Source organism: Falsiroseomonas ponticola (genome assembly GCF_016805305.1).
GTDB lineage: Bacteria > Pseudomonadota > Alphaproteobacteria > Acetobacterales > Acetobacteraceae > Falsiroseomonas > Falsiroseomonas ponticola.
The window spans coordinates 547,282-571,120 of sequence record NZ_JAERQN010000003.1 but is presented as its reverse complement, the minus strand read 5'-3'; the positions used below and the strand labels follow the sequence as shown (position 1 = coordinate 571,120).

The window sequence follows — 23,839 nt, the reverse complement described above, 5'->3', positions numbered from 1 at the left end:
CTCCGCAAGGCTGACGAGCGCTCCATCGCTGCCGTCTGGCATCGCATTGGCTCGTTGCTTGGCGAGTTCTCACCAACCGAGTGCGCCAATTACTTCGCCCATGCCGGATACGCTTCAGTGTAAGCCGATCACGCTCTAGCAGGGACGCAAAATCCCCTGCGGACCCTCAACCGCCGGCATTCTCAAACGGTCTCTGACGGCGGAAGCTGCCGCGCCGCGCCCCGCATCCCGCACGAAACGCTGCCAGGGCATCGCTTTCCGCCACGCCCGCGCGGCCGGTCGCGGCAGGATCGGCGGCGGGCAGCGACAGGGGAAGCAGCATGGCAGCGCGGGAGCCGAAGGCACTGACCTTCGACGTGGTCGGCACCATCATCGACTTCGAGACCGGGCTGCTCCGCTACCTCCGCGATTCCTGCGGCCCCGCCGCCGCGGCGCTGGCGGATGGTGTCATCCTGGATGCCTATCGCGCCGCCCGCGGCGCGCCGGATGTCTGGCGCTTCCCGGACGACCTGGAACGCGTCTACCACCAGATCGCGTCCGCGCTCGGCCTGCCCGAGGATCCCGCCATCGCCGAGGGCTTCGCCCAATCGGTGAAGGACTGGCCGCCCTTCCCGGACAGCGTGGCGGCGCTGCAGCGCCTCGGCCGCCGCTACCGCCTGGTGGCGATGACGAATGCCGCGCGCTGGGCGCTGGACCTGATGGCGGCCCGGCTCGGCAACCCATTCCATGACACGGTCTCCTGCGACGACGCGCTGTGCGAGAAGCCGGACCCGCACTACTTCACCTTCGCCCGCGGCCGCATCAGCCGCGACGGCATCACGAAGGACCGAATCCTGCATGTGGCGCAGAGCCAGTACCACGACATCGGCGTGGCCAAGGCGATGGGCTACACCGTCTGCTGGGTGGAACGGCGCAAGGGCATGAAGGGATCGGGCGGCACCATCACCGCCGCGCAGCAGACCGTGCCGCATTACCACGTCGCGACGCTGGCCGAACTGGCCGACATCGCGGAGGCCGGCGCGCTGCTGATGCAGGACTGAACGGCCACGCTTCGCCGCCGGCGGCCTCAATCCCCCGGCAGCGAGGATACCGCGGCCGCGACGGCCGCGACGAAGCGCGCCATCCAATCCTCCTGGTCGCCCGGCCGCCAGGCATAGGCGCCGAAGGAGAAGTCGATCGCCGGCTCGAAGGGCCGGCTGACGCCGCCCGCCGCCTCATGCGCGCGCGCCGTCATTGGATCGACCACCGCGCAGCCGAAGCCCTCCTGCACCAGCTGCGCGGCGGAGAAGGCCTGCATCGTCTCGATCGCCACGCGGAAGGCGGCGCCGCGCTGCGCGAAGGCGCGCTCCGTCTCCACCCGCACCAGGGAATTCGCGGCCAGCGCCACCATCGGCACGCTGTCCAGCGCCTCCGGCGTCAGCGGCCCGGTCGCCGTGGCCAGGGGATGGCCTGCCGGCAGGATCCCCCTCCCGCGCATCGGGAAGGCCGCCACCTGCCGCCCGATCTCGGCCGCGGGCGCGATGGAGCTGAAGACGACGTCGCAGCGCCGCTGCGCCAGCATGCCCAGCGCCTGCTGCGACGGCACGATGTGCAGGCGCACCACCGGCGCCCCCCGCAGCGCCCGGAAGTCCCGCAACACCGCCGGCAGCAGCGTGTTGCCCAGTGCCGGCATCGTCGCGACGGACAGCACGCCGGCATGGCGCGTGCGGATCTGCGCCGCCGCGTCCACGACGCGCGCCAGCCCGATGAAGGACCGCTCCACCTCCGCATAGAGCTCGATCCCATCCGTCGTCGCCGTCAGCCGCGTGCCGCGCCGGTCGAACAGCCGCAGGCCGAGCCCGGCCTCCAGATCCGCCAGCAGGCGGCTCACCGAGGGCTGGGAGATGTTCAGCATGCCCGCCGCCCGCGTGACGCTGCCGGCCTGCATCACGGCGCGGAACGCCTCCATCATGCGATGGGTCACCATGCCCGGCATCGCCCTTCATCGTATACGCGCATGGATACCCCAAGAAATACGATTGGACACTATGAGAGACCGCCGCCGATGATCGCCCCACGGCAGGACCCGCCGCCGCTGGAGGGAGATCGATTCCATGCGCATCTCGAGGAGAGGCCTGCTGGCCGCGGCCGGCGCCGCCCTGCCCGTCGCGGCGCTCGCCCAGGGCGCCGGCCCGGTCCGCCTCGTGGTGCCCTTCGCGCCGGGCGGTTCCGTCGATGTGCTGGCCCGCCTCATGGCGCAGCCGCTCGGTGAACGCCTGCGCCAGGACGTCGTGGTGGAGAACCGCACCGGCGCCGCCGGCCTCATCGCGGTCGAGAACATCCTGCAATCCCCGGCGAACGGCACCAGCCTGCTGGTCGCCTCCGGCGGGCAGGTGACCATCGCCGCGGCGCTGCCCCAGCCCCTCAGCTTCGACCCGATGCGGGACCTGGTGCCGGTCACGCATCTCGTCGATACGCCCTACATCTTCACCGCCGGCCCCTCGCTCCGCCAGCCCGGCCTGGCGGCGATGATCGCGGATGCGAAGGCGCGGCCCGGCAGCATCACCTATGCCTCGCCAGGCACGGGCTCCGTCACGCATCTGATGATGGAGATCCTGAACCAGGAGACGGGCGCCGGCTTCCTGCACGTGCCCTATCGCGGCACCGGCCAGGCGATGGCCGACCTCATGGCCGGGCGCGTGGACATGACGCTCGGCTCCGTCGCCTCCGTGAAGCCGGCGCTGGACCGCGGTGAGTTGCGCGCGGTCGCCACGGCGGGCCATGCGCGGCTCGACCAGTATCCCGCCGTGCCGACCACGACGGAGCTCGGCATCCCGGGCATGGATGTGCGCGTCTGGATCGGCCTCGTCACCCGCCTCGGCACGCCATCCGCGACGATCACGCGCATCGATGAGGCCGTGCGCGCCACCCTCGCCCTGCCGGAGCTGCGCACGCGGCTGGAGCCCCTGATCCTGGTCCCGGTCGCCGATGGCCCGACGGCCTTCGGCGCGACGCTGGCGGAGGACGCCGCGCGGTGGAAGCGCGTCGTCACGCGCGGCAACATCACCCTGAACTGAGGCGCCGCGCGGGGCGATGGTCCCGCCGCCGCCAGGGAAGCCCTGCATGGACACGGATGCGATCATCGCCACGCTGCGGCGGCATGACACGCCCACGGTCTGGAACGCGCTGACGAAGCTGCGCGGCAACAGCGTGGAGGGGCTGACGCTCGGCGCCCCCATCGCCAGCGATCCTGCCCTGCGCATGGTCGGCTACGCCGTCACGGCGCGGATGACATCCGACCATCCCGCGCCGCTCAGCCAGGCGGAGAAGGACGAGATCCGCTTCGCCTATTACCGCATGGTCGGCAGCGGCCCCGGCCCCCGCATCGTCGTCATGGAGGACGCAGGCACGCGTCCCGGCCTCGGCTCCATCTGGGGCGAGGTGCATGCCGCGATCCATCGCGCGCTGGGCTGCGACGGCGTGATCACCAATGGCGCGATGCGCGACCTCGATGCCCTCGATGGCTTCCCGATCCTCGCGGGTAGCATCTGCCTCGGCAACGGCTTCACCCAGATCCGGGAGATCGGCCAGCCCGTGACGGTCTTCGGCCTCACGGTCCGTCCCGGCGACCTGATCCATGCGGACCGCCACGGCGCCATGGTGGTGCCGCCCGACCACCTCCCTGCCCTTCCCGCCGCGATCGAGGCGCTGCTGGCCGGGGAGCAGGCCCTGATCCGCGCCGCCCGCGCGCCGGGCTTCGATGCCGAAGCCCTCATCTCCCTCTGGCAGAAGACGCACTGATGAAGATCCTGGTCATCGATCCGCTCTACGACACCGCGCCGGATGTGGAGGAAGAAGCCGCCGGTCCGGGCATGGAGCTGATCTACCGTCGCTCCGTGCAGGGCACGCTGCCGGACCCAAGCGACTATGAGGGGGTGGATGCGGTGCTGAACTGCCGCAGCGCGCATCGCATGACGGCGGAGACCATCGCCAGGCTCGACCGCTGCCGCTGCATCGCGCAAGGCGGCGTCGGCTACGGCCATGTGGACCTCAAGGCCGCCGGCGAGGCCGGCATCCCCGTCATCAACACGCCGGACTACGGCACGACGGAAGTGGCGGACCATGCCGTCGCTCTGGCGCTGACGCTGCTGCGCGGCGTCCAGGCCTATGACCGCCGGCTGCGCCGGTCCAATGCCAGCTGGGATGCGCGGCTGCTGAAGACGGTGAAGCGGCTCGGCGGGCTGCGCGTCGGCATCCTGGGTCTCGGCCGCATCGGCACCGCCGCCGCGCGGCGGTTCGAGGCCTTCGGCATGAAGGTCGGCTACTACGACCCGCATCTGCCTGTCGGCCACCAGCTCTCCTTCGGCTGGGAACGCTTCGATTCCCTCGACGCGCTGCTGGCGCGCAGCGACCTGCTGAGCATCCACTGCCTGCTGAACGAGGAGACGCGCGGCATGATCGATGCGCGCGCGCTGTCCCTGCTGCCGCCAGGCGCGGTTCTGGTGAACACCGCCCGCGGCGGCATCGTGGACTTCACCGCCATCGGCGACGCCCTGCGCAGCGCCCATCTCGGCGCCGCCGGCATCGATGTCTTCGAGCCGGAGCCGCTGGACCGCGCGGACCCGCTGATCCAGGCCTGGGCGGCCGGCGAGGAATGGCTGGATGAGCGGCTGGTCCTGACGCCGCACTCGGCCTTCTACAGCACGGCCAGCATCATCGACATCCGGCGCCTGTCCATGACCTACCTGGTGGACTACCTCCGCACCGGGCGGCTCCGCACCTGCGTGAACGCGCAATACCTGCGCGAGCCCCGGTAGCGGAGCGATCCCGGGCGCGCAGGCCCCGGCGCGCCCGACGCTCAGACGCCGAAGGCGATGCCTTCCTTCCGGTACATCTCCTTCACCAGCCGCAGGATCAGGCCGATCTCGGGCGAGCGATCGCCCTTGCGCGCGCTCATGATGATGGGGGAGACGGCACCCGGCTCGTCGAGCCGCCGATACACCACATTGTCCCGCCGCAGGCGTTCGACGGAAGCGGGCACGATGCAGATGCCGCTCTCCGCGGCCACCAGGCCGAGCGCGGTCTGCAGCTCCCGCACCTCCAGCACGGCCTGCGGCTTCACCTCCCGCTCCCGCACCAGCGCCAGCACCTGGTCCGCGAAGCTCGGCCGCGGCGATCGCGGATAGACGACAAGCGCATCGCCCGACAGCTCCGCCAGCTTCAGCAGGCCCGTGCGTGACGCCAGGCGGTGCGTCAGCGGCAGCGCCACGCAGAGCACCTCGTTCCGCAGCAGCGTCCGCTCGATCTGCGGATCGTTGAAGGGGATGCGCCCGAAGCCGACATCGATGCGCCCTTCCTTCAGCGCCGCGATCTGCTCGATCGTCGTCATCTCCAGCAGCGAAAGCTCCACCTGCGGCCGCGCCGCGCGGTAGCGGCGGATCACCTCCGGCAGGTAGCCGTAGAGGGTGGAGGCGACGAAGCCGATGCCCAGCAGCTTGCGGTCCGCCTGCCGCAGCCGCGCCGCCATCGCCTGCATCTCCTCCATGCGGTCCAGCACCTGCACCGCCTGCTCGAACAGCAGCCGCCCGGCATCGGTCAGCGACAGCGGCCGGCTGGCGCGATCGATCAGCGCGACACCGACCTCATCCTCCAGCTGCTGGATCGCGCGGCTCAGCGGCGGCTGGGCGATGTGCAGCTTCTCCGCCGCGCGGGTGAAGTTCCGCTCGCGCGCCACGGCCACGAAATAGCGGAGCTGGCGCGAGTCCACCCGATACCTCCCAGGTATTGTTGCGACCTTTTTAGTCTTGGAAAAGCGTTACGAAAAGGCGGCATCTGGCCGGGACGGAGGAAACACAATGTCCCAGACATCGCGCCAGGACCCGATCCCGACCCTGCCCGCGCCCGCATCCTTCGCGCCGGCCGCACCCCGCGCCCCGGCCTTCCCCCCTGGCGGGATCGAGAGGAGAAGCTTCGTGCTCGACAGCGTGCAGGCCACCATCGACACCGCGCTCGAGGACGATGCCGACCGAGGCGTCTTCCGCGTCGCCCGCGACATCTTCACCGATCCCGGCATCTTCGAGCTGGAGATGCGCCACATCTTCGAAGGCAACTGGATCTACCTGGCGCATGAAAGCCAGATCCCCGCCAACAACGACTACTTCACCACCTGGATTGGCCGCCAGCCCATCTTCATCGCGCGGAACCGGCAGGGGGAGCTGAACGCCTTCATCAACGCCTGCAGCCACCGCGGCGCGATGCTGTGCCGCCACAAGCGCGGCAACAAATCCACCTACACCTGCCCCTTCCATGGCTGGACCTTCAACAACAGCGGCAAGCTGCTGAAGGTGAAGGACCCCAACGATGCCGGCTATCCCGAGAGCTTCAACCGGGATGGCAGCCACGACCTGACGAAGGTCGCGCGTTTCGAAAGCTATCGCGGCTTCCTCTTCGGCAGCCTGAACCCGGATGTGAAGCCGCTGGCGGAACACCTCGGCGAGGCGAGGACGATCATCGACCTGATCGTGGACCAGTCGCCGGAGGGGCTCGAGGTCCTGCGCGGCGCCTCCACCTACGTCTATGACGGCAACTGGAAACTCCAGACCGAGAACGGCGCGGATGGCTACCATGTCAGCGCCGTGCACTGGAACTACGCGGCGACGACCAGCCGACGCAAGGAAGCCGCGCAGGCCGACACCACGCGGGCGATGAGCGCGGGCGGATGGGCCAAGGGCGGCGGCGGCTTCTACTCCTTCGAACACGGCCACCTGCTGCTCTGGACCAATTGGGCGAACCCCGAGGATCGCCCGAACTGGGAACGGCGTGAGGAACTGGCCGCGCAATTCGGCCAGGCCCGCGCGGACTGGATGGTCGGGCGCAGCCGCAACCTCTGCCTCTACCCCAATGTCTACCTGATGGATCAGTTCAGCTCGCAGATCCGCACCTATCGCCCGATCTCGGTCGATAAGACGGAGGTGACGATCTACTGCATCGCACCGAAGGGGGAAGCGCCGGAAGCCCGCGCGCACCGCATCCGCCAGTACGAGGATTTCTTCAACGCCTCCGGCATGGCGACGCCGGATGACCTGGAGGAGTTCCGCGCCTGCCAGATGTCGATGGGCGCGCGCGCCGCGCGCTGGAACGACATGACGCGGGGCGCCAGGCACTGGATTCCCGGCCCCGACGCCGCGGCGGAAGCCATCGGCCTGAAGCCGCTGCTGAGCGGCGCCAAGACCGAGGATGAGGGCCTTTTCGTCGTGCAGCACAAATACTGGCAGGAAGCGATGCAGCGCGCGCTCTCCGCCGATGCCGGCACGACCCGGGGCTGAGGAGCATCGCCATGTCCATCACCATCGAAGCCCCCGCCCGCCACGCCTTCACCCTGCAGGACGCGACACAGTTTCTGTATCGCGAAGCCCGCGCGCTGGACGACAAGGACTGGGACGCCTGGCTGGCCCACTACGCGCCGGATGCCGAATTCTGGATGCCCGCCTGGGACGATGACGACCGGCTGACGGCGGACCCGCAGACCGAGATCTCCCTGATCTGGTACGGCCACAAGGGCGGGCTGGAGGATCGCGTCTTCCGCATCCGGACGGAGCGCAGCAGCGCGACCAGCCTGCCGGAGCCCCGCACCTCCCACAACATCAGCAATGTCGAGATCCTGGAACAGGCGGGCGGCCTCACGAAGCTCCGCTTCAACTGGGTGACCTACAGCTTCCGCTACAAGACGACGGACACCTATTTCGGCACCTCCTTCTACACCGTGGACAGCACGGGCGAAGGGCCGCTGATCCGCGCCAAGAAGGTGGTGCTGAAGAACGACTACATCCACCACGTCGTCGACATCTACCACATCTGAGCGGAGCGCATGGTCATGGCCCACAGCATCGCGCTCAACTTCGAAGACGGCGTCACGCGCTTCGTCGAGGCCCGCGCCGGGGAGACGGTGGCCGACGCGTCCTATCGCCTCGGCATCAACATCCCGCTGGATTGCCGCGACGGCGCCTGCGGCACCTGCAAGTGCCGCGTCGAATCCGGCCGCTACGATGGCGGCAGCTACATCGAGGACGCGCTGACGGCGGATGAAGCCGCCTCCGGCCTGGCACTCGCCTGCCAGATGCGGCCCGAAAGCGACCTGGTCATCGCGATCCCCGCCTCCTCCGCCAGCTGCAAGACGGCGGGCCAGGGTTTCGCGACGGCGCTGCGCGGCGTGGAACGGCTCTCGCCGACGACCATCGCCTTCACGCTCGACGCGCCCGCGGGCCTGTCCTTCCTGCCCGGGCAATATGTGAACCTTCGCGTGCCGGGCACGCAGGAACGGCGCTCCTACTCCTTCAGCTCGGCGCCCGGCGAGGCAAGCCTGTCCTTCCTCGTGCGCGACATCCCGCGCGGGCTGATGAGCAGCTGGCTGCGCGACACCGCCGCCCCCGGCGCGCCGATGGACTTCACCGGCCCCGCCGGCAGCTTCTACCTGCGGGATGTCCGGCGGCCCCTGCTGTTCCTGGCCGGCGGCACCGGGCTTGCGCCGTTCCTGTCCATGCTCGGCAGGCTGGCCATGGCCGGCACGCCGCACCCCGTGCACCTGGTCTATGGCGTGACGAATGACGCGGACCTGGTCGGCGTCACGGCGCTGGAGGACTCCGCCGCCCGCATCCCCGGCTTCACCTTCGCGACGGTCGTCGCGGCGGAAGCCAGCACGCATCCCCGCAAGGGCTACGTCACGTCCCATATCGCGCCTGCGCAGCTCCATGGCGGCGATGTCGATGTCTATCTCTGCGGCCCGCCCCCCATGGTGGATGCGGTCCGCGCCTGGCTCGCGACGGAACGCGTGACGCCCGCCAATTTCTACTACGAGAAGTTCTCGCCGAGCGGCCCGGCGGACGCGACGAGGCTCGCGGCATGATGACCTTCGCAGGCCGCTTCGCCGGCAGGACCGCGGTCGTCACCGGCGCCGCCCAGGGCATCGGCCGCGCGGTCGCGCTGCGCCTGGCGCGGGAAGGCGCGCGGGTCGCGCTGGTGGACCGGTCGCCGCTGGTGGAGGAAGCGCGGCAGGAAGCCGGGGATGGCGCCATCGCCATCACCGCCGACCTCGAAGGCTTCGCCGGCGCGACCGATGCCATGGCGCGGGCACAGGCCGCCTTCGGGCGCATCGACATCCTGGTCAACAACGTCGGCGGCACGATCTGGGCAAAGCCCTATGCCGAGTATGAGGAAGCGCAGATCGAAGCGGAGATCCGCCGCTCCCTCTTCCCCACGCTCTGGTGCTGCCGCGCCGTGCTGCCCGCGATGCTGGGCGCCGGCGGCGGCGTGATCGTCAACGTCTCCTCCGTCGCCACGCGCGGCGTGAACCGCGTGCCCTATGCCGCGGCCAAGGGCGGCGTGAACGCGATCACCGCCTGCCTTGCGATGGAGTATGCCGGGCACGGCATCCGCGTCTGCGCCACCGCCCCCGGCGGCACCGAGGCCCCGCCGCGCCGCATCCCCCGTGGCACCACGCCGGATGAACGCGGCATGCAGCAGGTGGTGGAGCAGACCAAGGCATCCAGCCTGATGCACCGCTACGGCACCATCGATGAACAGGCCGCCGCCATCCTGTTCCTGGCCTCGCACGAGGCCTCCTACATCACCGGGACCACCCTGCCCGTCGCGGGCGGGGATCTCGGCTGACCGACTGACCGCAAACCCCAACGGAGGACGCTGAGATGACCGACAGCCTGATGGAAACGAAGGACGTCAAGGACCTGCTGATGAAGGTCAGCAACCTGGGCGATGGCACCGGCGACCTGCGCCTGAAGCGCATCGTCCACCGCCTCGTCTCCGACCTGTTCCGCACGATCGAGGATTTCGACGTGCAGCCCGACGAGTTCTGGTCCGCCATGGCCTATCTCACGCGCCTCGGCCAGGCGAATGAGACCGGGCTGCTGGTGCCCGGCCTCGGGCTCGAGACCTTCCTCGACCTCCGCCTCGACCAGGCGGAGCGCAAGGCGGGGCTCGAGGGCGGCACGCCGCGCACCATCGAAGGCCCGCTCTGGATCGCCGGCGCGCCGCTGTCCAAGGGCGAGGCGCGGCTGGATGACGGCACCGAACAGGGCGAGGTGCTGTTCATGGATGGCCAGGTGCGCGACATGGATGGCAGGCCCGTGGCCGGCGCCATCATCGATGTCTGGCACGCCAACACGCGGGGCGGCTATTCCTTCTTCGATCCCAGCCAGGCGAAGTACAACCTGCGCCGCCGGATCGAGACGGATGCCGAGGGCCGCTACCGCTTCCGCTCCATCCTGCCCGCCGGCTATGCCTGCCCGCCGGATGGCGTGACGCAGGAACTGCTCAACCATCTCGGCCGCCACGGGCACCGCCCCGCGCATATCCACTTCTTCGTCGTCGCCGACGGCTACCGCAAGCTGACGACGCAGATCAACATCGATGGCGACGAATACCTGCATGACGACTTCGCCTTCGCCACGCGCGACGGCCTGATCCCGGAAGTCCGCCGCGTGGATGATGCGGAGAAGGTGCGCGCCCGCGGCCTGAACGCGCCCTATGCCGAGATCACCTTCGACTTCGTGCTGCACGCCGAAAGCGATGCGGCGCCCGCCACCATCGTGAACCGCGCCCACGCCCCGGCGGGCTGACCACCCCCCATCACCGCGAAGAGACTGGCGGCGCGCGACCCCGCGCGCCGTCTTCCCCGACTGCGTCCTTGCGAGGAGCCCCGCATGCCCGACAGCCCCGTCACCATCCCGTCCGATCTGCGGCGCGACCTCGCCATCCATGCCATCCGCAGCACCATCGTCGATGTGCCGACGGTGCGCCGCCACAAGCTCTCCTCCCTCTCCGTCACCGCGCAGAGCTACGTCATCGTCGAGCTGCGCCTGGCGAATGGCGTGGAAGGCATCGGCGAAGCCGCGACGCTCGGCGGCCCGCGCTGGAGCGAGGAGAGCGTCGAGGCCATCAAGGCCAATATCGATGCCCACCTGGCCCCCGCGCTGATCGGCCATCCCGCGGACCGCTTCGCCGCGGCCGGCACGGCGCTGGACGCCGCCGCCAGGCGCAACAACGCCGCGAAGGCGGCGATCGAGACGGCGCTGTTCGACGCCGTCGGCCACACGCTCGGCCTGCCCGCCTACCAGCTGCTCGGTGGCCTGGTGCGGGACAGCGTGCCCGTGCTCTGGACCCTCGCCTCCGGCGATCCAGGGCAGGAGATCGAGGAAGCCGAGGCGAAGCTCGCCGCCCGGCTGCACGAGACCTTCAAGGTGAAGATCGGCGCGCTGTCGCCGGAGGCGGACCTCGCCCGCCTGCGCCGCCTGACCACGGCGCTGGCCGGCCGCGCGCACTTCATCGTCGATGCCAACCAGGCCTGGGACGAGACGACGGCCAATCGCTGCCTGCCCGTCCTCGCCGATCTCGGCGTCACGCTGGTGGAACAGCCCCTGCCGGCCTGGAACGTCGCCGGCATGGCGCGGGTGCGCGCACGCTCCGCCGTGCCGCTCATGGCCGATGAATGCGTCTTCTCCGCGCATGACATGCTGGGCGTGGCGCAGGCCGCGGCGGCCGACGTCGTCTCCCTCAAGCTCGTGAAGCACGCCGGCCTGCTGAACCTGCACAAGGTCGCGGCGGTGGCGGAAGCCGCGGGCATCGGCCTCTATGGCGGCTGCCTGCTGGAAAGCTCCATCGGCGCGGTCGCGCATCTGCACGCCTTCGCGGGGCTGCGGGATCTCGCCTGGGGCTGCGAGCATTTCGGCCCGCGCATCCTGGTCGATGACCTCGTCGAGGAACCGCTGCGCTTCGAGGATTGCCGCGTGCACCTGCCGGCCGGCCCCGGCCTCGGCGTCACGCTCGACCACGACAAGCTCCGCCACTACGCGCGCGGCTGAGGGAGACACGCCGATGCTCTACCACGTCCGCATGGACGTCCACGTCCCCCGCGACATGGGCGCCGCCGAGTTCGATGCGCTGAAGGCCGCGGAGAAGACGCGGGCGGAGGCGCTGCAGCGCGAGGGCAAGTGGCGCCACCTGTGGCGCATCGCCGGCGCCTACGCGAACTACAGCGTCTTCGACGTGACCGGCCATGACGAGCTGCACGCGATCCTGTCCTCGCTGCCGCTCTTCCCCTTCATGGACATCAGCGTGACGCCGCTCGCCCGCCACCCCTCGGCGATCGACTGACCCCCGCCGCCTTCACCGACAACGACAACAGGAGAGGAACTTCAGGATGACAGCCACCCGCATGACGGACGTCCAGGACGTCATCGACGCCAATCCCCTATCGGCCTTCCAGAAGCGCGTCATCGCGCTGTGCTTCCTGGTGGTCGCGATCGATGGCTTCGACACCGCCGCCATCGGCTTCATCGCCCCCGCGCTGCGCGCGCAATGGGGCGTGACGCCGGCGCAGCTCGCGCCGCTCTTCGGCGCCGGGCTCTTCGGGCTGATGGTCGGCGCCTTCGTCTTCGGCCCGCTGGCGGACCGATGGGGCCGCAAGCCCGTCCTCGTCGCCACCACGGTCTTCTTCGGCCTGGCCACCCTCGCCTCCGCCTTCGCCACCTCGGTCGAGATGCTGACGGTGCTGCGCTTCGTGACGGGCATCGGGCTTGGCGGCGCCATGCCGGCGGCCATCACCCTCACCTCCGAATTCTGCCCGGCGCGGAAGCGGTCCTCGCTCGTCACGCTGATGTTCTGCGGCTTCACCATCGGCTCCGCCGCCGCGGGGCTCGCGGCGTCCCACATCGTGGGCGCCTTCGGCTGGCAGGGGCTGCTGGTGCTGGGCGGCGTGCTGCCGCTGGTGCTGGTGCCCGTGCTGGCGGCGGTGCTGCCGGAATCCCCGCGCTACCTGGCGCTGCGCCAGGCCCCGGCCGCGCGCATCGCGGCCATCATGCAGCCCATCGCGCCGGCCACCGACCTGTCGGGCCTGCGCTTCAGCAGCGCCGTCCGTCCCCGCGGCCTGCCCATCGCGCAGTTCTTCCGCGGCGGGCTCGCCACCGGCACGCTGCTGATCTGGACGACCTTCTTCATGAGCCTGCTGGTCTTCTACCTGCTGTCCAGCTGGCTGCCGCTGCTGATCACCACGGCGGGCTTCTCCCTGGCCAATGCCTCGCTCATGGCGGCCACGCTCGCCACGGGCGGCACCATCGGCGCGGTGCTGATCGGGCGGCTGATGGACCGCTTCAACCCGCACCGCGTCCTGGGCTTCGCCTACCTGCTCGCCGGGGCCTTCGTGATGCTGCTGGGCAGCGCGACCGCCCTGCCCTGGCTGCTGGTCTTCGCCATCTTCGGCGCGGGCTTCGGCGTCGCCGGCGCGCAGGTCGGGGTGAATGCGCTGGCCGCCGCCTACTACCCGACCGCGGCGCGGGCCACGGGCGTCAGCTGGGCCAATGCGGTGGGCCGCATCGGCTCCGTGCTCGGCTCCATGGTCGGCGGCTTCCTGCTTTCGCTGGGCTGGGACCTCGCCACGGTCTTCACCGTCGCCGCGCTGCCGGCCTTCCTCGCGGCGCTCGCCATGTTCGCAAAGGGCGTGACGCGCCAGCCGATGCCGGCCATCGTGCCGGTCGCGGCGGAATAGAACAGCCACGGGGCGCGCGGGCTGGTCCCGCGCCCCCGGCACACAGGGAGGATACCATGGCGGACCCCGTCATCATCGCCGTCGCCATCACCGGATCCGTGCCCCGCAGGAAGGACAACCCGGCCCTGCCGGTGACCGTCGCGGAGCAGATCGAAAGCACCCACGCCGCCTATGAGGCCGGCGCCACCCTGGTGCATGTCCATGTCCGCAACGAGGACGAGACGCCCAGCAGCGATCCCGCGAAATTCGCCGCCTTCCAGGACGGCATCAGGCGGCACTGCCCCGACATCATCATCCAGTTCTCGACCGGCGGCCGCGGCCGGGCGCTGGAAGCCCGCGGCGCGATGCTGCATCTGCGGCCGGACATGGCGAGCCTCGCCACCGGCAGCGTCAACTTCCCCACCATCGTCTACGAGAATCCGCCGGACTTCGTCCGCACGCTGGCCACCACCATGCGCGACCTGCGGATCAAGCCGGAGATCGAGGTCTTCGACCTGGCCATGCTGACCAATACCGCCGACCTGGTCAGGGAGGGCCTGATCCTGGCGCCGCCGCATGTGCAGTTCGTCTTCGGCGTGAAGCACGCGCTGCCGCCGCGGGAGGATATCCTGGATTTCGAACTCTCCCTGCTGCGCACGCTGATCCCGGGCGCGACCTGGACCGCGGCCGGCATCGGGCGGGACCAGTTCACGGTCGCACGCTGGGCCCTGGCGCGCGGCGGCCATGTGCGCACGGGGCTCGAGGACAATATCCGGCTGGACCGGCACACCCTCGCCCCCTCCAACGCCGCGCTGGTGCGCCGCACGGCGGAGCTGGCGGCGGAGGCCGGGCGCCCCGTGGCGGATGCCGCCACCGCGCGCCGCATCCTGGGCCTGCCCTCGGTCGCGCTGCGGAGCGCCGCGTGATGCGCCGCCGTTCCCTGCTGGCGCTGGCCGGCGCGCTGCCGCTGCCGGCCCTCGCGCAGCCCCGCCCCTGGCCGGACCGGCCGCTCCGCCTCATCGTGCCCTTCCCGCCGGGGGGCGCGATCGATGCCATGGCGCGCATCCTCGCGGGCCCGATGGCGGAAGCGCTGGGCCAGCCCGTGGTGGTGGAGAACCGCCCCGGCGCGGGCGGCACCACCGGCACCGGCACGGCCGCGCAGGTGACGGACGGGCATGCGCTGCTCATGGTCTCCCTCGCCCATGCGGTGAACCCCGCGCTCTATCCCCGCCTGCCCTATGCGGAGGCCGATCTGGTGCCGGTCGGCCCCGTCGCGGTGGTGCCGAACATCCTGGTCGTGCAGGCCTCACGCCCCTGGCGCAGCGTGGCGGATCTGGTGGCGGAAGCGCGGCGCCGGCCCGGCGCGCTGACCTACGCCTCCGCCGGCAGCGGCACCTCCATCCATCTGGCGGGCGCGCTGTTCGCGGATCTCGCGGGGCTGGCGCTGGACCATGTGCCCTATCGCGGCTCCGCCCCCGCGGTGACGGACCTGGTGGCCGGGCGCGTCGATGCGATGTTCGACAGCATCACCTCCGCCGCGCCGCACATCGCCTCCGGCCGCCTGGTGGCGCTGGCGGTCACGACATCGCGGCGCATCACCGCCTTTCCCGATCTGCCGACGATGGCGGAAGCCGGCGTGCCCGGCTTCGCGGTGGATCCCTGGTTCGCCATGCTGGCGCCGCGCGCCCTGCCCCCGCCGGCGCGTGCGCCCCTCTCGGCGCTGCTGGCACGCCTCCTGGCCGAACCCGCCATCGCGGATCGCCTGGCCCGCATCGGCGCGGAGCCGATGGCAGGCGATGCCGGCACGCTGGCGGGCCTGCTGGCGGAGGAGACGGCGCGCTGGGCGGTCTTCATCCGCCGCGCCGGCATCCAGCCGGAATGACGGGCCTGCCGGCGTGATCCCCCGCGCCGGCGGCCCCGCCCCTGCTCAGCCGCCCGGCACGGTCCCCGCCGCCAGCGCATGCTCGACGCCGCCCAGGATGTGCACCTCCAGCACCGATCGCGCCGCCGCGGCGTCACGCTCCAGCGCGGCGTTGCGCAGCGCCGCGTGCTCGGCGGAGGCGACGGCCCCGCGGAACCCCAGCGCCACGTTCTGGTATCGCTGGTAGCGGTCGAAGGTGGCGGCATGGGTCGCCATCAGCGCCCGCGACCCGCAGGCGGAGATCAGCGTCTGGTGGAACCGCGCATCGGCGTGGCGCCAGGTCTCCAGCGCCCCCGCATCGCCGGCGCGCAGCTTCTCCTCCATCAGCGCCAGCTTGTGATAGGCGGCCACCACGCGCGCTTCCCAATCCAGGTCGCCGGCGCGGAAGGACTGCTCCAGCGCATGCCCCTCCAGCAGCAGGCGCAGCGCCGCCAGCTCCCGCAGCTCCTTCGTCGAGAAGGGGGCCACTTCGAAGCCGCGCTGCCCTTCGGCGACGACGATGCGCTCCGCGACCAGGCGGCTCAGCGTCTCGCGCAGCGTGCCGATGCCGGTGTCATAGGCATCGCGCAGCGCATCCAGCTTCAGCTTCTGGCCCGGCGCCAGCACGCCGCGCAGGATATCGGCGCGGATCGCGCGATAGGCGCGCTCCCCGGCGGTTTCCGCGCTGTCGGAAGGCCCGGGCATCACGCGCCTCCCGCCGCCGGCACGCGCCTCGGCGCGGTCGCGAAGGGCGCCAGGGCGCGGCTCTGCGCCACATGCTCCACGCAGCCGGCGATATGCGCCTCCAGCACGCGGCAGGCGCCGGCGGCGTCCCGCGCCAGCGCGCAGTGCAGCAGCGCCGCATGCTGGTCCGCCGCCACCGCGCCGCGGAACACCACGGCCACCATCTGGTAGCGCAGGTAGCGGTCATAGGCCGCGGCATAGGCCTCCAGCAGCACGGCGGAGCCGCAGGCATCGATCAGCGCCTGGTGGAATTCCCGGTCGTAGCGCTTCCACAGCGCCGCATCCGCGGGATCCCCCGCCAGCAGGCGCCGCTCCAGCACCTGCAGCCGGTGATGCGCGCCGACGACGGCGCCTTCCCAATCGAGGTCGCCCGCGGCGAAGGACAGGCCGATGGCGTGCTTCTCCAGCAGCAGGCGCAGATCGGCGATCTCGGCGAAATCCGCCGGCGAGACGGGCGCCACGGTGAAGCCGCGCTGCCCTTCCGCCACCACCAGCCCCTCGCTCGCCAGGCGGTTCAGCGCCTCCCGCAGCGTGCCGACGCCGACGCGGTAGATCGCCCGCAGGCTGTCCAGGCCGAGCTTGCGGCCGGGCGCCAGGCGTCCGAGCACGATGTCGCCGCGCAGCTGCTGGTAAGCCGCCTCGCCGCCCTGCTCCAGCCCGGGTGCTGCCCCGCTGCCCAACCCATCCTCCCTGCCGGCAGCCCCACTATCGGCCAGCGCCGCGCCCGCCGCAATATCGGGTATTTCCTCGAATCTCCGATGAAATGACGAATATGCCTTGATCGGCCCATTCGCCGCCATTAGCGTCGTGCCGTGAAAGCCGCCCAACGGCTCGTCGTCCAGGGAAGGAAAACGACCATGACCTCGTTCATCGGGCGCCGCTCGCTGCTCGCCGCCTCCGCCGCGCTCGCGACGGCGCCGATCCTCGGGGCCCAGGCGCAGCAGCGGCGGCGCATCCGCTTCACCGCCGTCTTCTCCGACCAGGACATCCGCGCCGATGCCATGAAGGGCTTCCAGCGCGACCTCGCCTCCGATTTCGACGTCGAGCTGCACCTGAACGCGACGCTGTTCCGCCAGGGGACGGAGCTGGTCGCGATCCAGCGCGGCAATGTGGAGATGGCGAACCTGGCGCCGCAGGATTTCTCCCGCCAGATCCCCACCTGGTCCGTCATGGCCTCCGCCTACCTGTTCCGCGACGCCGACCACATGACCAAGGTCTTCGCCGGCCCGATCGGCGAGGAGTTCAAGCGCATGGCGCGGGAACAGCTGAACGTCCATGTGCTGGGCCCGCTCTATTTCGGCACGCGCCACGTCAACCTGAAGCCGCGCACCCGCATCGCGACCCCGGCCGACATGCGCGGCATCAAGCTGCGCATGCCGCCCGGCGAGACCTGGCAGTTCCTGGGGGAGGCGCTGGGCGCCAACCCGACGCCGGTCGCCTTCGCGGAGCTCTACACGGCGCTGCAATCCGGCACCGTCGATGGCCAGGACAACCCACTGCCGACCAGCCGCACCATGCGCTTCCATGAGGTGACGACGCAGTTCGTGCTGACCAGCCACCTGGTCGCCTATGACCTGCTCTCGGTCTCGTCCCGGGTGTGGGATGGCATGACGGCGGCGCAGCGCACGGCCATGCAGGCCGCCGCCGACAAGGCCATCGCGGAAAGCACCAGCCGCCACCTGGCGCAGGAGCGGGAGATGCTGGACTTCTTCCGCGCCCAGGGGCTGGAAGTCTATGCGCCCAACGTCGATGCCTTCCGGGCGGAGGCGCAGCGCCGCTACCTCGCCTCCACCCAGTCGCAGGGCTGGCCCGCGGGAATCCTCGACCGCATCAACGCCGTCCGCTGAGGCGGCGATGATCGGCTGGCTCGGCCGCCGCGCGGAGGATGTGCTCTCCGCGCTGCTGGCGGCGATGTTCGTCGCCTTCATCCTCCAGATCGTGACGCGCTACGTCTTCAACGCGCCGCTGAGCTGGACGGCCGAGTTCTCCACCCTCTGCTGGGTCTGGGGCATCCTCTGGGGCGCCGGCCTGGTGCTGCGGGATGAGGAGGAGATCCGCTTCGACGTCCTCTACGGCGCCATGTCGCCCGGCGTGAAGCGCGTGGCGGATGCCATCACCGGCAGCGCCGTCGTCGCCATCTTCACCTGGTCGCTGCCCGCGATGGCGGACTACGTCGCCTTCATGAAGGTGGAGAAGACCGCCTATCTGGGGCTGCGCTTCGACTACGTCTATTCGGTCTACCTGGTCTTCGCCGTGGCGCAGATCGTGCGCCACGCGCTGATCGTCTGGCGGTCCGTCACCGGCCGCGGCCTGGCGCGGGGGGCGTGACGATGCTCTCCCCCCTCATGCTCATGCTGGTCACGCTGCTCGGCCTCTCCTGCCTCGGCCTGCCGATCGGGGTCGCGATGATCTCCGCCGCCATCGTCTATCTCGGTGCCTCCGGGCAGGACATGTCGATCGCGGCGGAGCAGGTGCTGAACGGGCTGAACGGCAGCTACGTGCTGCTGGCCGTGCCGCTCTTCATCTTCTCGGCCGGGCTGATGAATGCCGGCAGCCTGACGGACCGGCTGCTGCGCTTCTGCGACCTGCTGGTGGGCCGCTTCCGCGGCGGGCTTGGCCACGTCAACATCGTGCAGAGCGTGATCTTCGCCGGCATGTCGGGCTCCGCCGTCGCCGATGCCGCGGGCAGCGGCAAGGTGCAGATCGACATGATGACGAAGGGCGGCGTCTATCCGCCCAGCTACGCCGCCGCCATCACCGCCGTCACCGCCGTGATCGGGCCGATCATCCCGCCCTCCATCCCGATGGTGCTCTATGCGCTCGTGGCCGATGCCTCCATCGGCTACCTGTTCCTGGGCGGCGTGATCCCGGGCCTTCTGATGGCGCTCGCGCAGATGGGCATCAACAGCTGGATGGCGCATCGCAACAACTGGCCGATCGCGGAGAAGGTGCCCCTGCGCGAAGTGCCGCGCCTGACGGTGGAAGCGCTGCCCGCGCTGCTGATGCCCGTCATCCTGCTGGGCGGCATCTATGGCGGCGTGATGACGCCGACCGAGGCCGCGGCCGTCGCCGCCGCCTATGCCTGGCTGATCGCCGCCGTCTTCTACCGCAGCCTGACGCTCCGCCAGACCTGGTCCGCCGTGGTGGACAGCGCGCGGTCCACCGCCGCGATCGGCATGCTGATCGCCGGCGCGCTGGCGCTGAACTTCGTCATCACCAGCGAGAACGTGCCCAACACCGTGCGCGCCATCCTGGCCGGCTGGGACCTCTCCCAATGGCAGTTCCTGCTGCTGGTGAACATCATCCTGCTGGTGCTGGGCTGCCTGATGGAAGGCAGCACCATCCTGCTGATCGTCGTGCCCGTGCTGGTGCCGGCGGCCAAGGCGCTGGGCGTGGACATGGTGCATTTCGGCGTCATGGTCGTCGTCAACATCATGATCGGCCTGGTGACGCCGCCCTACGGCCTGCTGCTGTTCATCGTGGCCAAGCTGTCCAACCAGCCGCTGATGGCGGTGGTGCGCGATACGCTGCCCTTCCTGCTGGCGATGATCGCCGCCCTGCTGGCCATCACCTATTTCCCCGAACTCGTGCTCTGGCTGCCACGGCAGCTCGGCTACCAAGGCTGAAGGCGATGACACGAACCCTGCATGTGCTGAACGGTCCCAACCTGGACCGGCTGGGGAAGCGCGAACCGGAGATCTACGGCCGCACGACGCTGGCGGAGGTCGAGGCGATGTGCCGCGCGGCCGCCGGCGCGGATGCGGTGGTGTTCCGCCAGACCAACTGGGAAGGACAGATGGTGGAGTGGATCCACGACGCCATTGACAGCGACGCGGCGGGCCTCGTCATCAACCCCGCCGGGCTCAGCTTCCGCTCCATCCCGCTGGTCGATGCGCTGCGGATGTTCCCGCGCCCGATCCTGGAGCTGCACATCTCCAACATCCATCGCCGCGACGCGCTGCACCAGCATTCGCTGGTCTCCGGCGTCGCCACCGCGGTGATCGCGGGCCTCGGCGCGCGCGGCTACGCCACCGCGATCCGCGCCTTGCAGGACTTGCTGGACGACGTCGCCAGCTGAGGGGGAGGAAGGGTCCATGAGGTTCGGGAAGGCATTGGCGGGCCTGGCGCTCGGCCTGCTGCTGTCGGGCGGTGCGCGGGCGGAGACGCCCGGCGAACGCGTGGCCGGCCAGGCGGTGGTGAACTACCGCATCTTCGGGGACGTGCACGAACCCTGGCCGGAACGGCGCCACACCTTCACGGGCGGCGTCACGGGGCTGGCCGACATCACCTATTCGACCATCGCGGGCTACCGCCCGATGAAGCTCGACCTCTATCTGCCGCCGCCGGGCGGCGCGCCGCGGCCGCTCATCATCTACATCCATGGCGGCGGCTGGATGGGCGGCGGCCCGCGCCTCTCCGCCGCCTTCGCCAATTGGCCGGAAGTCCTGGCCTCCATCGCGGCGGAGGGCTTCGTCGTCGCCTCCGTCGCCTATCGCTTCGCGGGGGAGGAACCCTTCCCCGCCGCGATCCATGACGTGAAGACCGCGATCCGCTTCCTGCGCGCCCATGCGCATCGCTGGGGGATCGACCGGGAGAGGGTCGGCCTCTGGGGCGCCTCCTCCGGCGGGCAGCTCGCCGCGCTGGCGGGCACGAGCTGCGGCGTGGAGGCCCTGGCACCGCCCGTGGTGGCGCCGCGGATGAACGCCAATGTCGAACAGCCGATCAGCCCGCCCGCCGGCCTGCTGCAGCAATCCGACTGCGCGCAGGCCGTCGCCGCCTGGTACGGCATCTTCGACTTCGCGACGCTGCGCCGCCCACCCGCCGGCACCGCGAACCACCGGGAGCATCCCTACCTCAACTGCGGCACCGCCACCTGCACGGAGGATCGCCTGAACGCGCCGAGCCCCGCGCATTACGCGGATCGCGCCGACCCGCCCTTCCTGCTGATCCATGGCGATGCGGACCGCACGGTGCCGGTGGCGCAGTCGCAGGAATTCCACCAGCGCCTGCGCGCGGCCGGCGTGCCGGTGGAACTCGTGATCCTGCCGGGCATCGACCACAGTTTCATCGGCGCCAGCCATGACGCGACGCGCGACACCAGCCGCGCGATGCTGGCGCGCACCCTCGACTTCTTCGCCACCACCATCGGCGCCGGGCGGGCCGCCCGATGATCCGCGCGCTGCTCGCCGCCGCCATCGCCCTCGGCATCGCGGCGCCGCCGGCCGAGGCGATCGAGAACCCGACGGTCACCGGGCCCATCCCCGCCAGCGTCGCGCCGGGTGACGCCGCCCGCGACTATCCCTTCCTCGCCACCATCCTCTTCCCGCCAGGGTCCGGCTATGTGGAGGAGGAGTTCTTCGTGGACGGCCGCGCCAGCCGCTACAGCACGGCCTGCCCCGCCACGCTCTGCGCCGCCTCGGCCTCCGACACGCCGGCGGAGGTGGTGAGCCGCGACCATCCCTACCGCATCCGCCTGGTCGTGCGCCGGCCTGCCGACCCGGCGCGGTTCAATGGCCGCGTCATCGTCGAATGGCAGAACGTCACCAACAACTGGGAACTCGACGTGCAGTGGTACCGCGCGTCGGAGTACTTCATCCGCGAAGGCTATGCCTGGGTCGGCGTCGGGCCGCAGCGCGCCGGCGTGCATGGCACGCCCAACGGCCTGCGCGCCTGGAGCCCCCGCCGCTACGGCACGCTCGACGTCACGGCGGGCGGCACCATCACCGATGACAGCCTGAAATGGGACATCTTCAGCCAGGCCGGGCAGGCCATCGCGCAGCCGCGCGGCGTGGATCCGCTGGGCGGGCTGCCGGGGGCGCGCACGCTGATCGCCACGGGGGATTCGCAATCCTCCGTCAACCTCGCCACCTACGCCAACGCCGTGCACCCGCGCGACCCGATCTACGCCGCCTTCGTCCTCGGCGGCCCGATCGACATCCCGATCCGCGACGATGTGCGCCAGCCCGTCCTCAAGATCATCAGCGAATGGGACCTGCTGCGCTCGGAAGCACGGCTGCGGCGGCCCGACACGGATCGCTACGTGGCGTGGGAGATCGCCGGTTCGTCCCACAGCGACTACCACAACTTCGTCGTCAACAGCCCCGTCCGCCTGCGCGATGTCGGCGTGCGCGGCATCACGCCCGATACGGCCAATTGCATCGACCCCGCGCGCAGCCGCGTGCGGCTGCACCTCGTCACCCATGCGGCCTATCACTGGACGGCGCGCTGGCTGCAGGGCGAACGCCCGCCCGCCATGCCCGCGCCGATGGCGGTCGATCTCTCCCGCGATCCGCCCGTGGCGCTGCGTGACGAGCATGGCATCGCGCGTGGCGGCATCCGCCTGGCCGATGCGGAAGTGCCGGTCGCGCTCAACACCGGCTGGAATGCCGGCGGCGTTGCCCCGGTGCCGGACGGCGCCTGCCGCCAGGCCGGCACGCATGTGCCGTTCGACCTCGTGACGCTGCGCCGCCTCTACCCCTCGCGCGACGCCTATCTGCAGCGGGTGCGGGAGGTGACGGAGCAGAACCGCCGCGGCGGCTTCCTGCTGCCCGCCGATGCCGAAAGGCTCATCGCCACCGCCGCGGAGGGCCTGCCGGATTGGTGAGGACAAGGCAGGCCCCCGCCCGGGCGGCCTGCCCCTTTCCTCGCCGCGGCTCCTACCCGCGCAGTACCGTCTCCACGATCATGCCGCGCAGCCACGCCAGCCCCTGGTCGCCATCCCCCGCATTGAGCCACGCCATGTCGAGGTGATGAAGCCGCTCCGGCAGGGGCGAGGGCAGGACATGCAGGCCGAGCGCCTCCGCGAAGGGCGCCACGGCGCCCAGCGGCAGCGTGGTCACTAGGTCCGTCCGCGCCACCAGATGCAGCGCGGCCATGAAATGCGGCACCGTCACCGCGATCCGCCGCGTCAGCCCCTGCGCCTCCAGCACCTTCTCGACCCAGCTCCGGCGCTCGGGGAAGGAGGAGACGCGGACATGTCGGAGCCCGGTATAGGCGCCGATGTCGAAGGGCCGCGCCGCCGGCCACGCCGCCCGCGCCAGGGCACAGACATGGGGATCCTCGCGCAGCTTCTGCCGGCGGCAGCGCGGCGGCAGGTCGTCGATCTGGCCGAGCGCCAGCTCGATCCGCCCCTCATCCAGCAGCCGCGGCAGCAGCGGGCCATCCTGGTTCTGGCCGCGCGGCAGGTGGATCACCTCCAGCGCGGCCTGCGGCGCCTGGCCGGCAAGCGCCTGCACCATGCGCGGCAGCAGCGTCGCCGACACATAGTCGTTCATGCCGATCCGGAAGCGCCGGGTGCTCGAGCCCGGCTGGAAGGGCTCCGCGGGCACCGCCACCCGCTCCAGCGCCGACAGGGCCGCGGAAGCGGCCAGGCACAGCTCGGTGCCGCGCGGCGTCGGCACCAGCACGCCGGGCCCGCGCACGAACAGCTCATCCGCGAAGGCCAGGCGCAGGCGCTGCAGGGCATGGCTCATCGCGGGCTGGGACAGGCCGATCATGCGGCCCGCCGCGGTGATGCCGCGGCACTGCCACAGCGCGTGCAGCGCCTTCAGCAGATTGAGGTCGAGCGACAGCAGCGACCGGATGGGCGCGGGGGCATTCGTCTGGTGCATGTCGAGGATGAGTACCATCGATTTGACGGATTACCGACCGCCGGAAACAGTCACCCCACCGCTGACGACCGC

25 protein-coding genes are annotated in these 23,839 nt (G+C 70.9%); 20 read left to right on the top strand and 5 right to left on the bottom strand.

Translation table 11 applies throughout. The annotated features are described in order from the left end of the window. The first annotated feature begins 320 nt into the window (after positions 1-320). The gene (locus JJI54_RS13255) at positions 321-1,040 is read left to right on the top strand and encodes an HAD-IA family hydrolase (RefSeq protein WP_203073458.1); all 720 of its coding nucleotides are present in this window, start codon (positions 321-323) and stop codon (positions 1,038-1,040) included. 26 nt (positions 1,041-1,066) lie between these two features. Here JJI54_RS13255 and JJI54_RS13250 read toward each other — a convergent pair whose 3' ends face one another. After that, a complete protein-coding gene (locus tag JJI54_RS13250) occupies positions 1,067-1,966 on the bottom strand; it encodes a LysR substrate-binding domain-containing protein (protein WP_203073457.1) in 900 nt (299 codons plus the stop codon). Positions 1,967-2,093: 127 nt separating this feature from the next. Here JJI54_RS13250 and JJI54_RS13245 point away from each other — a divergent pair, with 127 nt between their 5' ends. From JJI54_RS13245 to JJI54_RS13235, 3 genes are read left to right on the top strand one after another with little or no spacing between them, the layout of a single operon-like run. Further along, entirely contained in the window at positions 2,094-3,056 is a 963-nt protein-coding gene (locus tag JJI54_RS13245; RefSeq protein WP_203073456.1) for a tripartite tricarboxylate transporter substrate-binding protein, read from the top strand. A 46-nt stretch (positions 3,057-3,102) separates the two neighbouring features. Continuing rightward, positions 3,103-3,780, top strand: a complete 678-nt coding sequence (locus JJI54_RS13240) for an RraA family protein (protein WP_203073455.1) — start codon at positions 3,103-3,105, stop codon at positions 3,778-3,780. Then, positions 3,780-4,796, top strand: coding sequence for a C-terminal binding protein (locus JJI54_RS13235; protein WP_203073454.1), 1,017 nt, complete (start codon positions 3,780-3,782; stop codon positions 4,794-4,796). The genes JJI54_RS13240 and JJI54_RS13235 overlap by 1 nt, the downstream gene beginning before the upstream one ends. Before the next feature lie 41 nt (positions 4,797-4,837). Here JJI54_RS13235 and JJI54_RS13230 read toward each other — a convergent pair whose 3' ends face one another. Then, on the bottom strand, positions 4,838-5,746 hold the full coding sequence (locus JJI54_RS13230; RefSeq protein ID WP_203073453.1) for a LysR family transcriptional regulator: 909 nt from the start codon (positions 5,744-5,746) through the stop codon (positions 4,838-4,840). Between the two features lie 88 nt (positions 5,747-5,834). On the opposite strand from JJI54_RS13230, the gene benA reads away from it, so the two are divergent. From benA to JJI54_RS13180, 10 genes are all read left to right on the top strand, one after another. After that, complete coding sequence (gene benA / locus JJI54_RS13225) at positions 5,835-7,304, top strand: benzoate 1,2-dioxygenase large subunit (RefSeq protein ID WP_203073452.1); 1,470 nt, start codon at positions 5,835-5,837, stop codon at positions 7,302-7,304. A gap of 11 nt (positions 7,305-7,315) precedes the next feature. Further along, a complete protein-coding gene (gene benB, locus JJI54_RS13220; RefSeq protein ID WP_203073451.1) occupies positions 7,316-7,837 on the top strand; it encodes a benzoate 1,2-dioxygenase small subunit in 522 nt (173 codons plus the stop codon). Between the two features lie 15 nt (positions 7,838-7,852). Continuing rightward, positions 7,853-8,881, top strand: coding sequence for a benzoate 1,2-dioxygenase electron transfer component BenC (benC, locus tag JJI54_RS13215; RefSeq protein ID WP_203073450.1), 1,029 nt, complete (start codon positions 7,853-7,855; stop codon positions 8,879-8,881). Beyond that, a complete protein-coding gene (locus JJI54_RS13210; RefSeq protein ID WP_318987498.1) occupies positions 8,878-9,645 on the top strand; it encodes a 1,6-dihydroxycyclohexa-2,4-diene-1-carboxylate dehydrogenase in 768 nt (255 codons plus the stop codon). The genes benC and JJI54_RS13210 overlap by 4 nt, the downstream gene beginning before the upstream one ends. A gap of 35 nt (positions 9,646-9,680) precedes the next feature. Next, on the top strand, positions 9,681-10,610 hold the full coding sequence (catA, locus tag JJI54_RS13205; RefSeq protein ID WP_226381695.1) for a catechol 1,2-dioxygenase: 930 nt from the start codon (positions 9,681-9,683) through the stop codon (positions 10,608-10,610). Positions 10,611-10,694: 84 nt separating this feature from the next. Beyond that, a complete protein-coding gene (locus tag JJI54_RS13200) occupies positions 10,695-11,852 on the top strand; it encodes a muconate/chloromuconate family cycloisomerase (RefSeq protein ID WP_203073449.1) in 1,158 nt (385 codons plus the stop codon). A gap of 13 nt (positions 11,853-11,865) precedes the next feature. After that, on the top strand, positions 11,866-12,144 hold the full coding sequence (catC, locus tag JJI54_RS13195) for a muconolactone Delta-isomerase (RefSeq protein WP_203073448.1): 279 nt from the start codon (positions 11,866-11,868) through the stop codon (positions 12,142-12,144). A 46-nt stretch (positions 12,145-12,190) separates the two neighbouring features. Then, positions 12,191-13,534 (top strand): MFS transporter, encoded by a 1,344-nt coding sequence (locus tag JJI54_RS13190; protein WP_203073447.1) that lies wholly within the window; start codon positions 12,191-12,193, stop codon positions 13,532-13,534. 56 nt (positions 13,535-13,590) lie between these two features. Beyond that, a complete protein-coding gene (locus tag JJI54_RS13185) occupies positions 13,591-14,439 on the top strand; it encodes a BKACE family enzyme (protein WP_203073446.1) in 849 nt (282 codons plus the stop codon). Continuing rightward, entirely contained in the window at positions 14,439-15,395 is a 957-nt protein-coding gene (locus JJI54_RS13180) for a tripartite tricarboxylate transporter substrate-binding protein (RefSeq protein ID WP_203073445.1), read from the top strand. Before JJI54_RS13185 ends, JJI54_RS13180 begins: the two co-directional genes overlap by 1 nt. A gap of 45 nt (positions 15,396-15,440) precedes the next feature. On the opposite strand, the gene JJI54_RS13175 is transcribed toward JJI54_RS13180, so the two are convergent. Together JJI54_RS13175 and JJI54_RS13170 are read right to left on the bottom strand one after the other, a co-directional pair. After that, entirely contained in the window at positions 15,441-16,118 is a 678-nt protein-coding gene (locus JJI54_RS13175) for a GntR family transcriptional regulator (protein ID WP_203073444.1), read from the bottom strand. Next, positions 16,118-16,837, bottom strand: a complete 720-nt coding sequence (locus tag JJI54_RS13170; RefSeq protein ID WP_226381694.1) for a GntR family transcriptional regulator — start codon at positions 16,835-16,837, stop codon at positions 16,118-16,120. The genes JJI54_RS13175 and JJI54_RS13170 overlap by 1 nt, the downstream gene beginning before the upstream one ends. Positions 16,838-17,014: 177 nt before the next feature. Between JJI54_RS13170 and dctP the strand changes: the two genes are divergently transcribed. From dctP to JJI54_RS13140, 6 genes are read left to right on the top strand one after another with little or no spacing between them, the layout of a single operon-like run. Continuing rightward, positions 17,015-18,004 (top strand): TRAP transporter substrate-binding protein DctP, encoded by a 990-nt coding sequence (dctP, locus tag JJI54_RS13165; protein ID WP_203073443.1) that lies wholly within the window; start codon positions 17,015-17,017, stop codon positions 18,002-18,004. A gap of 7 nt (positions 18,005-18,011) precedes the next feature. Continuing rightward, positions 18,012-18,485, top strand: coding sequence for a TRAP transporter small permease (locus tag JJI54_RS13160; protein WP_203073442.1), 474 nt, complete (start codon positions 18,012-18,014; stop codon positions 18,483-18,485). A 2-nt stretch (positions 18,486-18,487) separates the two neighbouring features. Then, entirely contained in the window at positions 18,488-19,783 is a 1,296-nt protein-coding gene (locus JJI54_RS13155; protein WP_203073441.1) for a TRAP transporter large permease, read from the top strand. Positions 19,784-19,788: 5 nt separating this feature from the next. Further along, complete coding sequence (locus JJI54_RS13150; RefSeq protein ID WP_203073440.1) at positions 19,789-20,235, top strand: type II 3-dehydroquinate dehydratase; 447 nt, start codon at positions 19,789-19,791, stop codon at positions 20,233-20,235. Positions 20,236-20,251: 16 nt separating this feature from the next. Continuing rightward, on the top strand, positions 20,252-21,328 hold the full coding sequence (locus JJI54_RS13145; protein WP_203073439.1) for an alpha/beta hydrolase: 1,077 nt from the start codon (positions 20,252-20,254) through the stop codon (positions 21,326-21,328). Continuing rightward, complete coding sequence (locus JJI54_RS13140) at positions 21,325-22,761, top strand: alpha/beta hydrolase domain-containing protein (RefSeq protein ID WP_203073438.1); 1,437 nt, start codon at positions 21,325-21,327, stop codon at positions 22,759-22,761. Before JJI54_RS13145 ends, JJI54_RS13140 begins: the two co-directional genes overlap by 4 nt. Before the next feature lie 52 nt (positions 22,762-22,813). Here the strand turns inward: JJI54_RS13140 and JJI54_RS13135 are convergent, their stop codons facing one another. Then, positions 22,814-23,785 carry a LysR family transcriptional regulator gene (locus JJI54_RS13135; protein ID WP_203073437.1) on the bottom strand — a complete coding sequence of 324 codons (972 nt, stop codon included), beginning with the start codon at positions 23,783-23,785 and terminating at the stop codon, positions 22,814-22,816. Positions 23,786-23,839 lie beyond the last annotated feature (54 nt).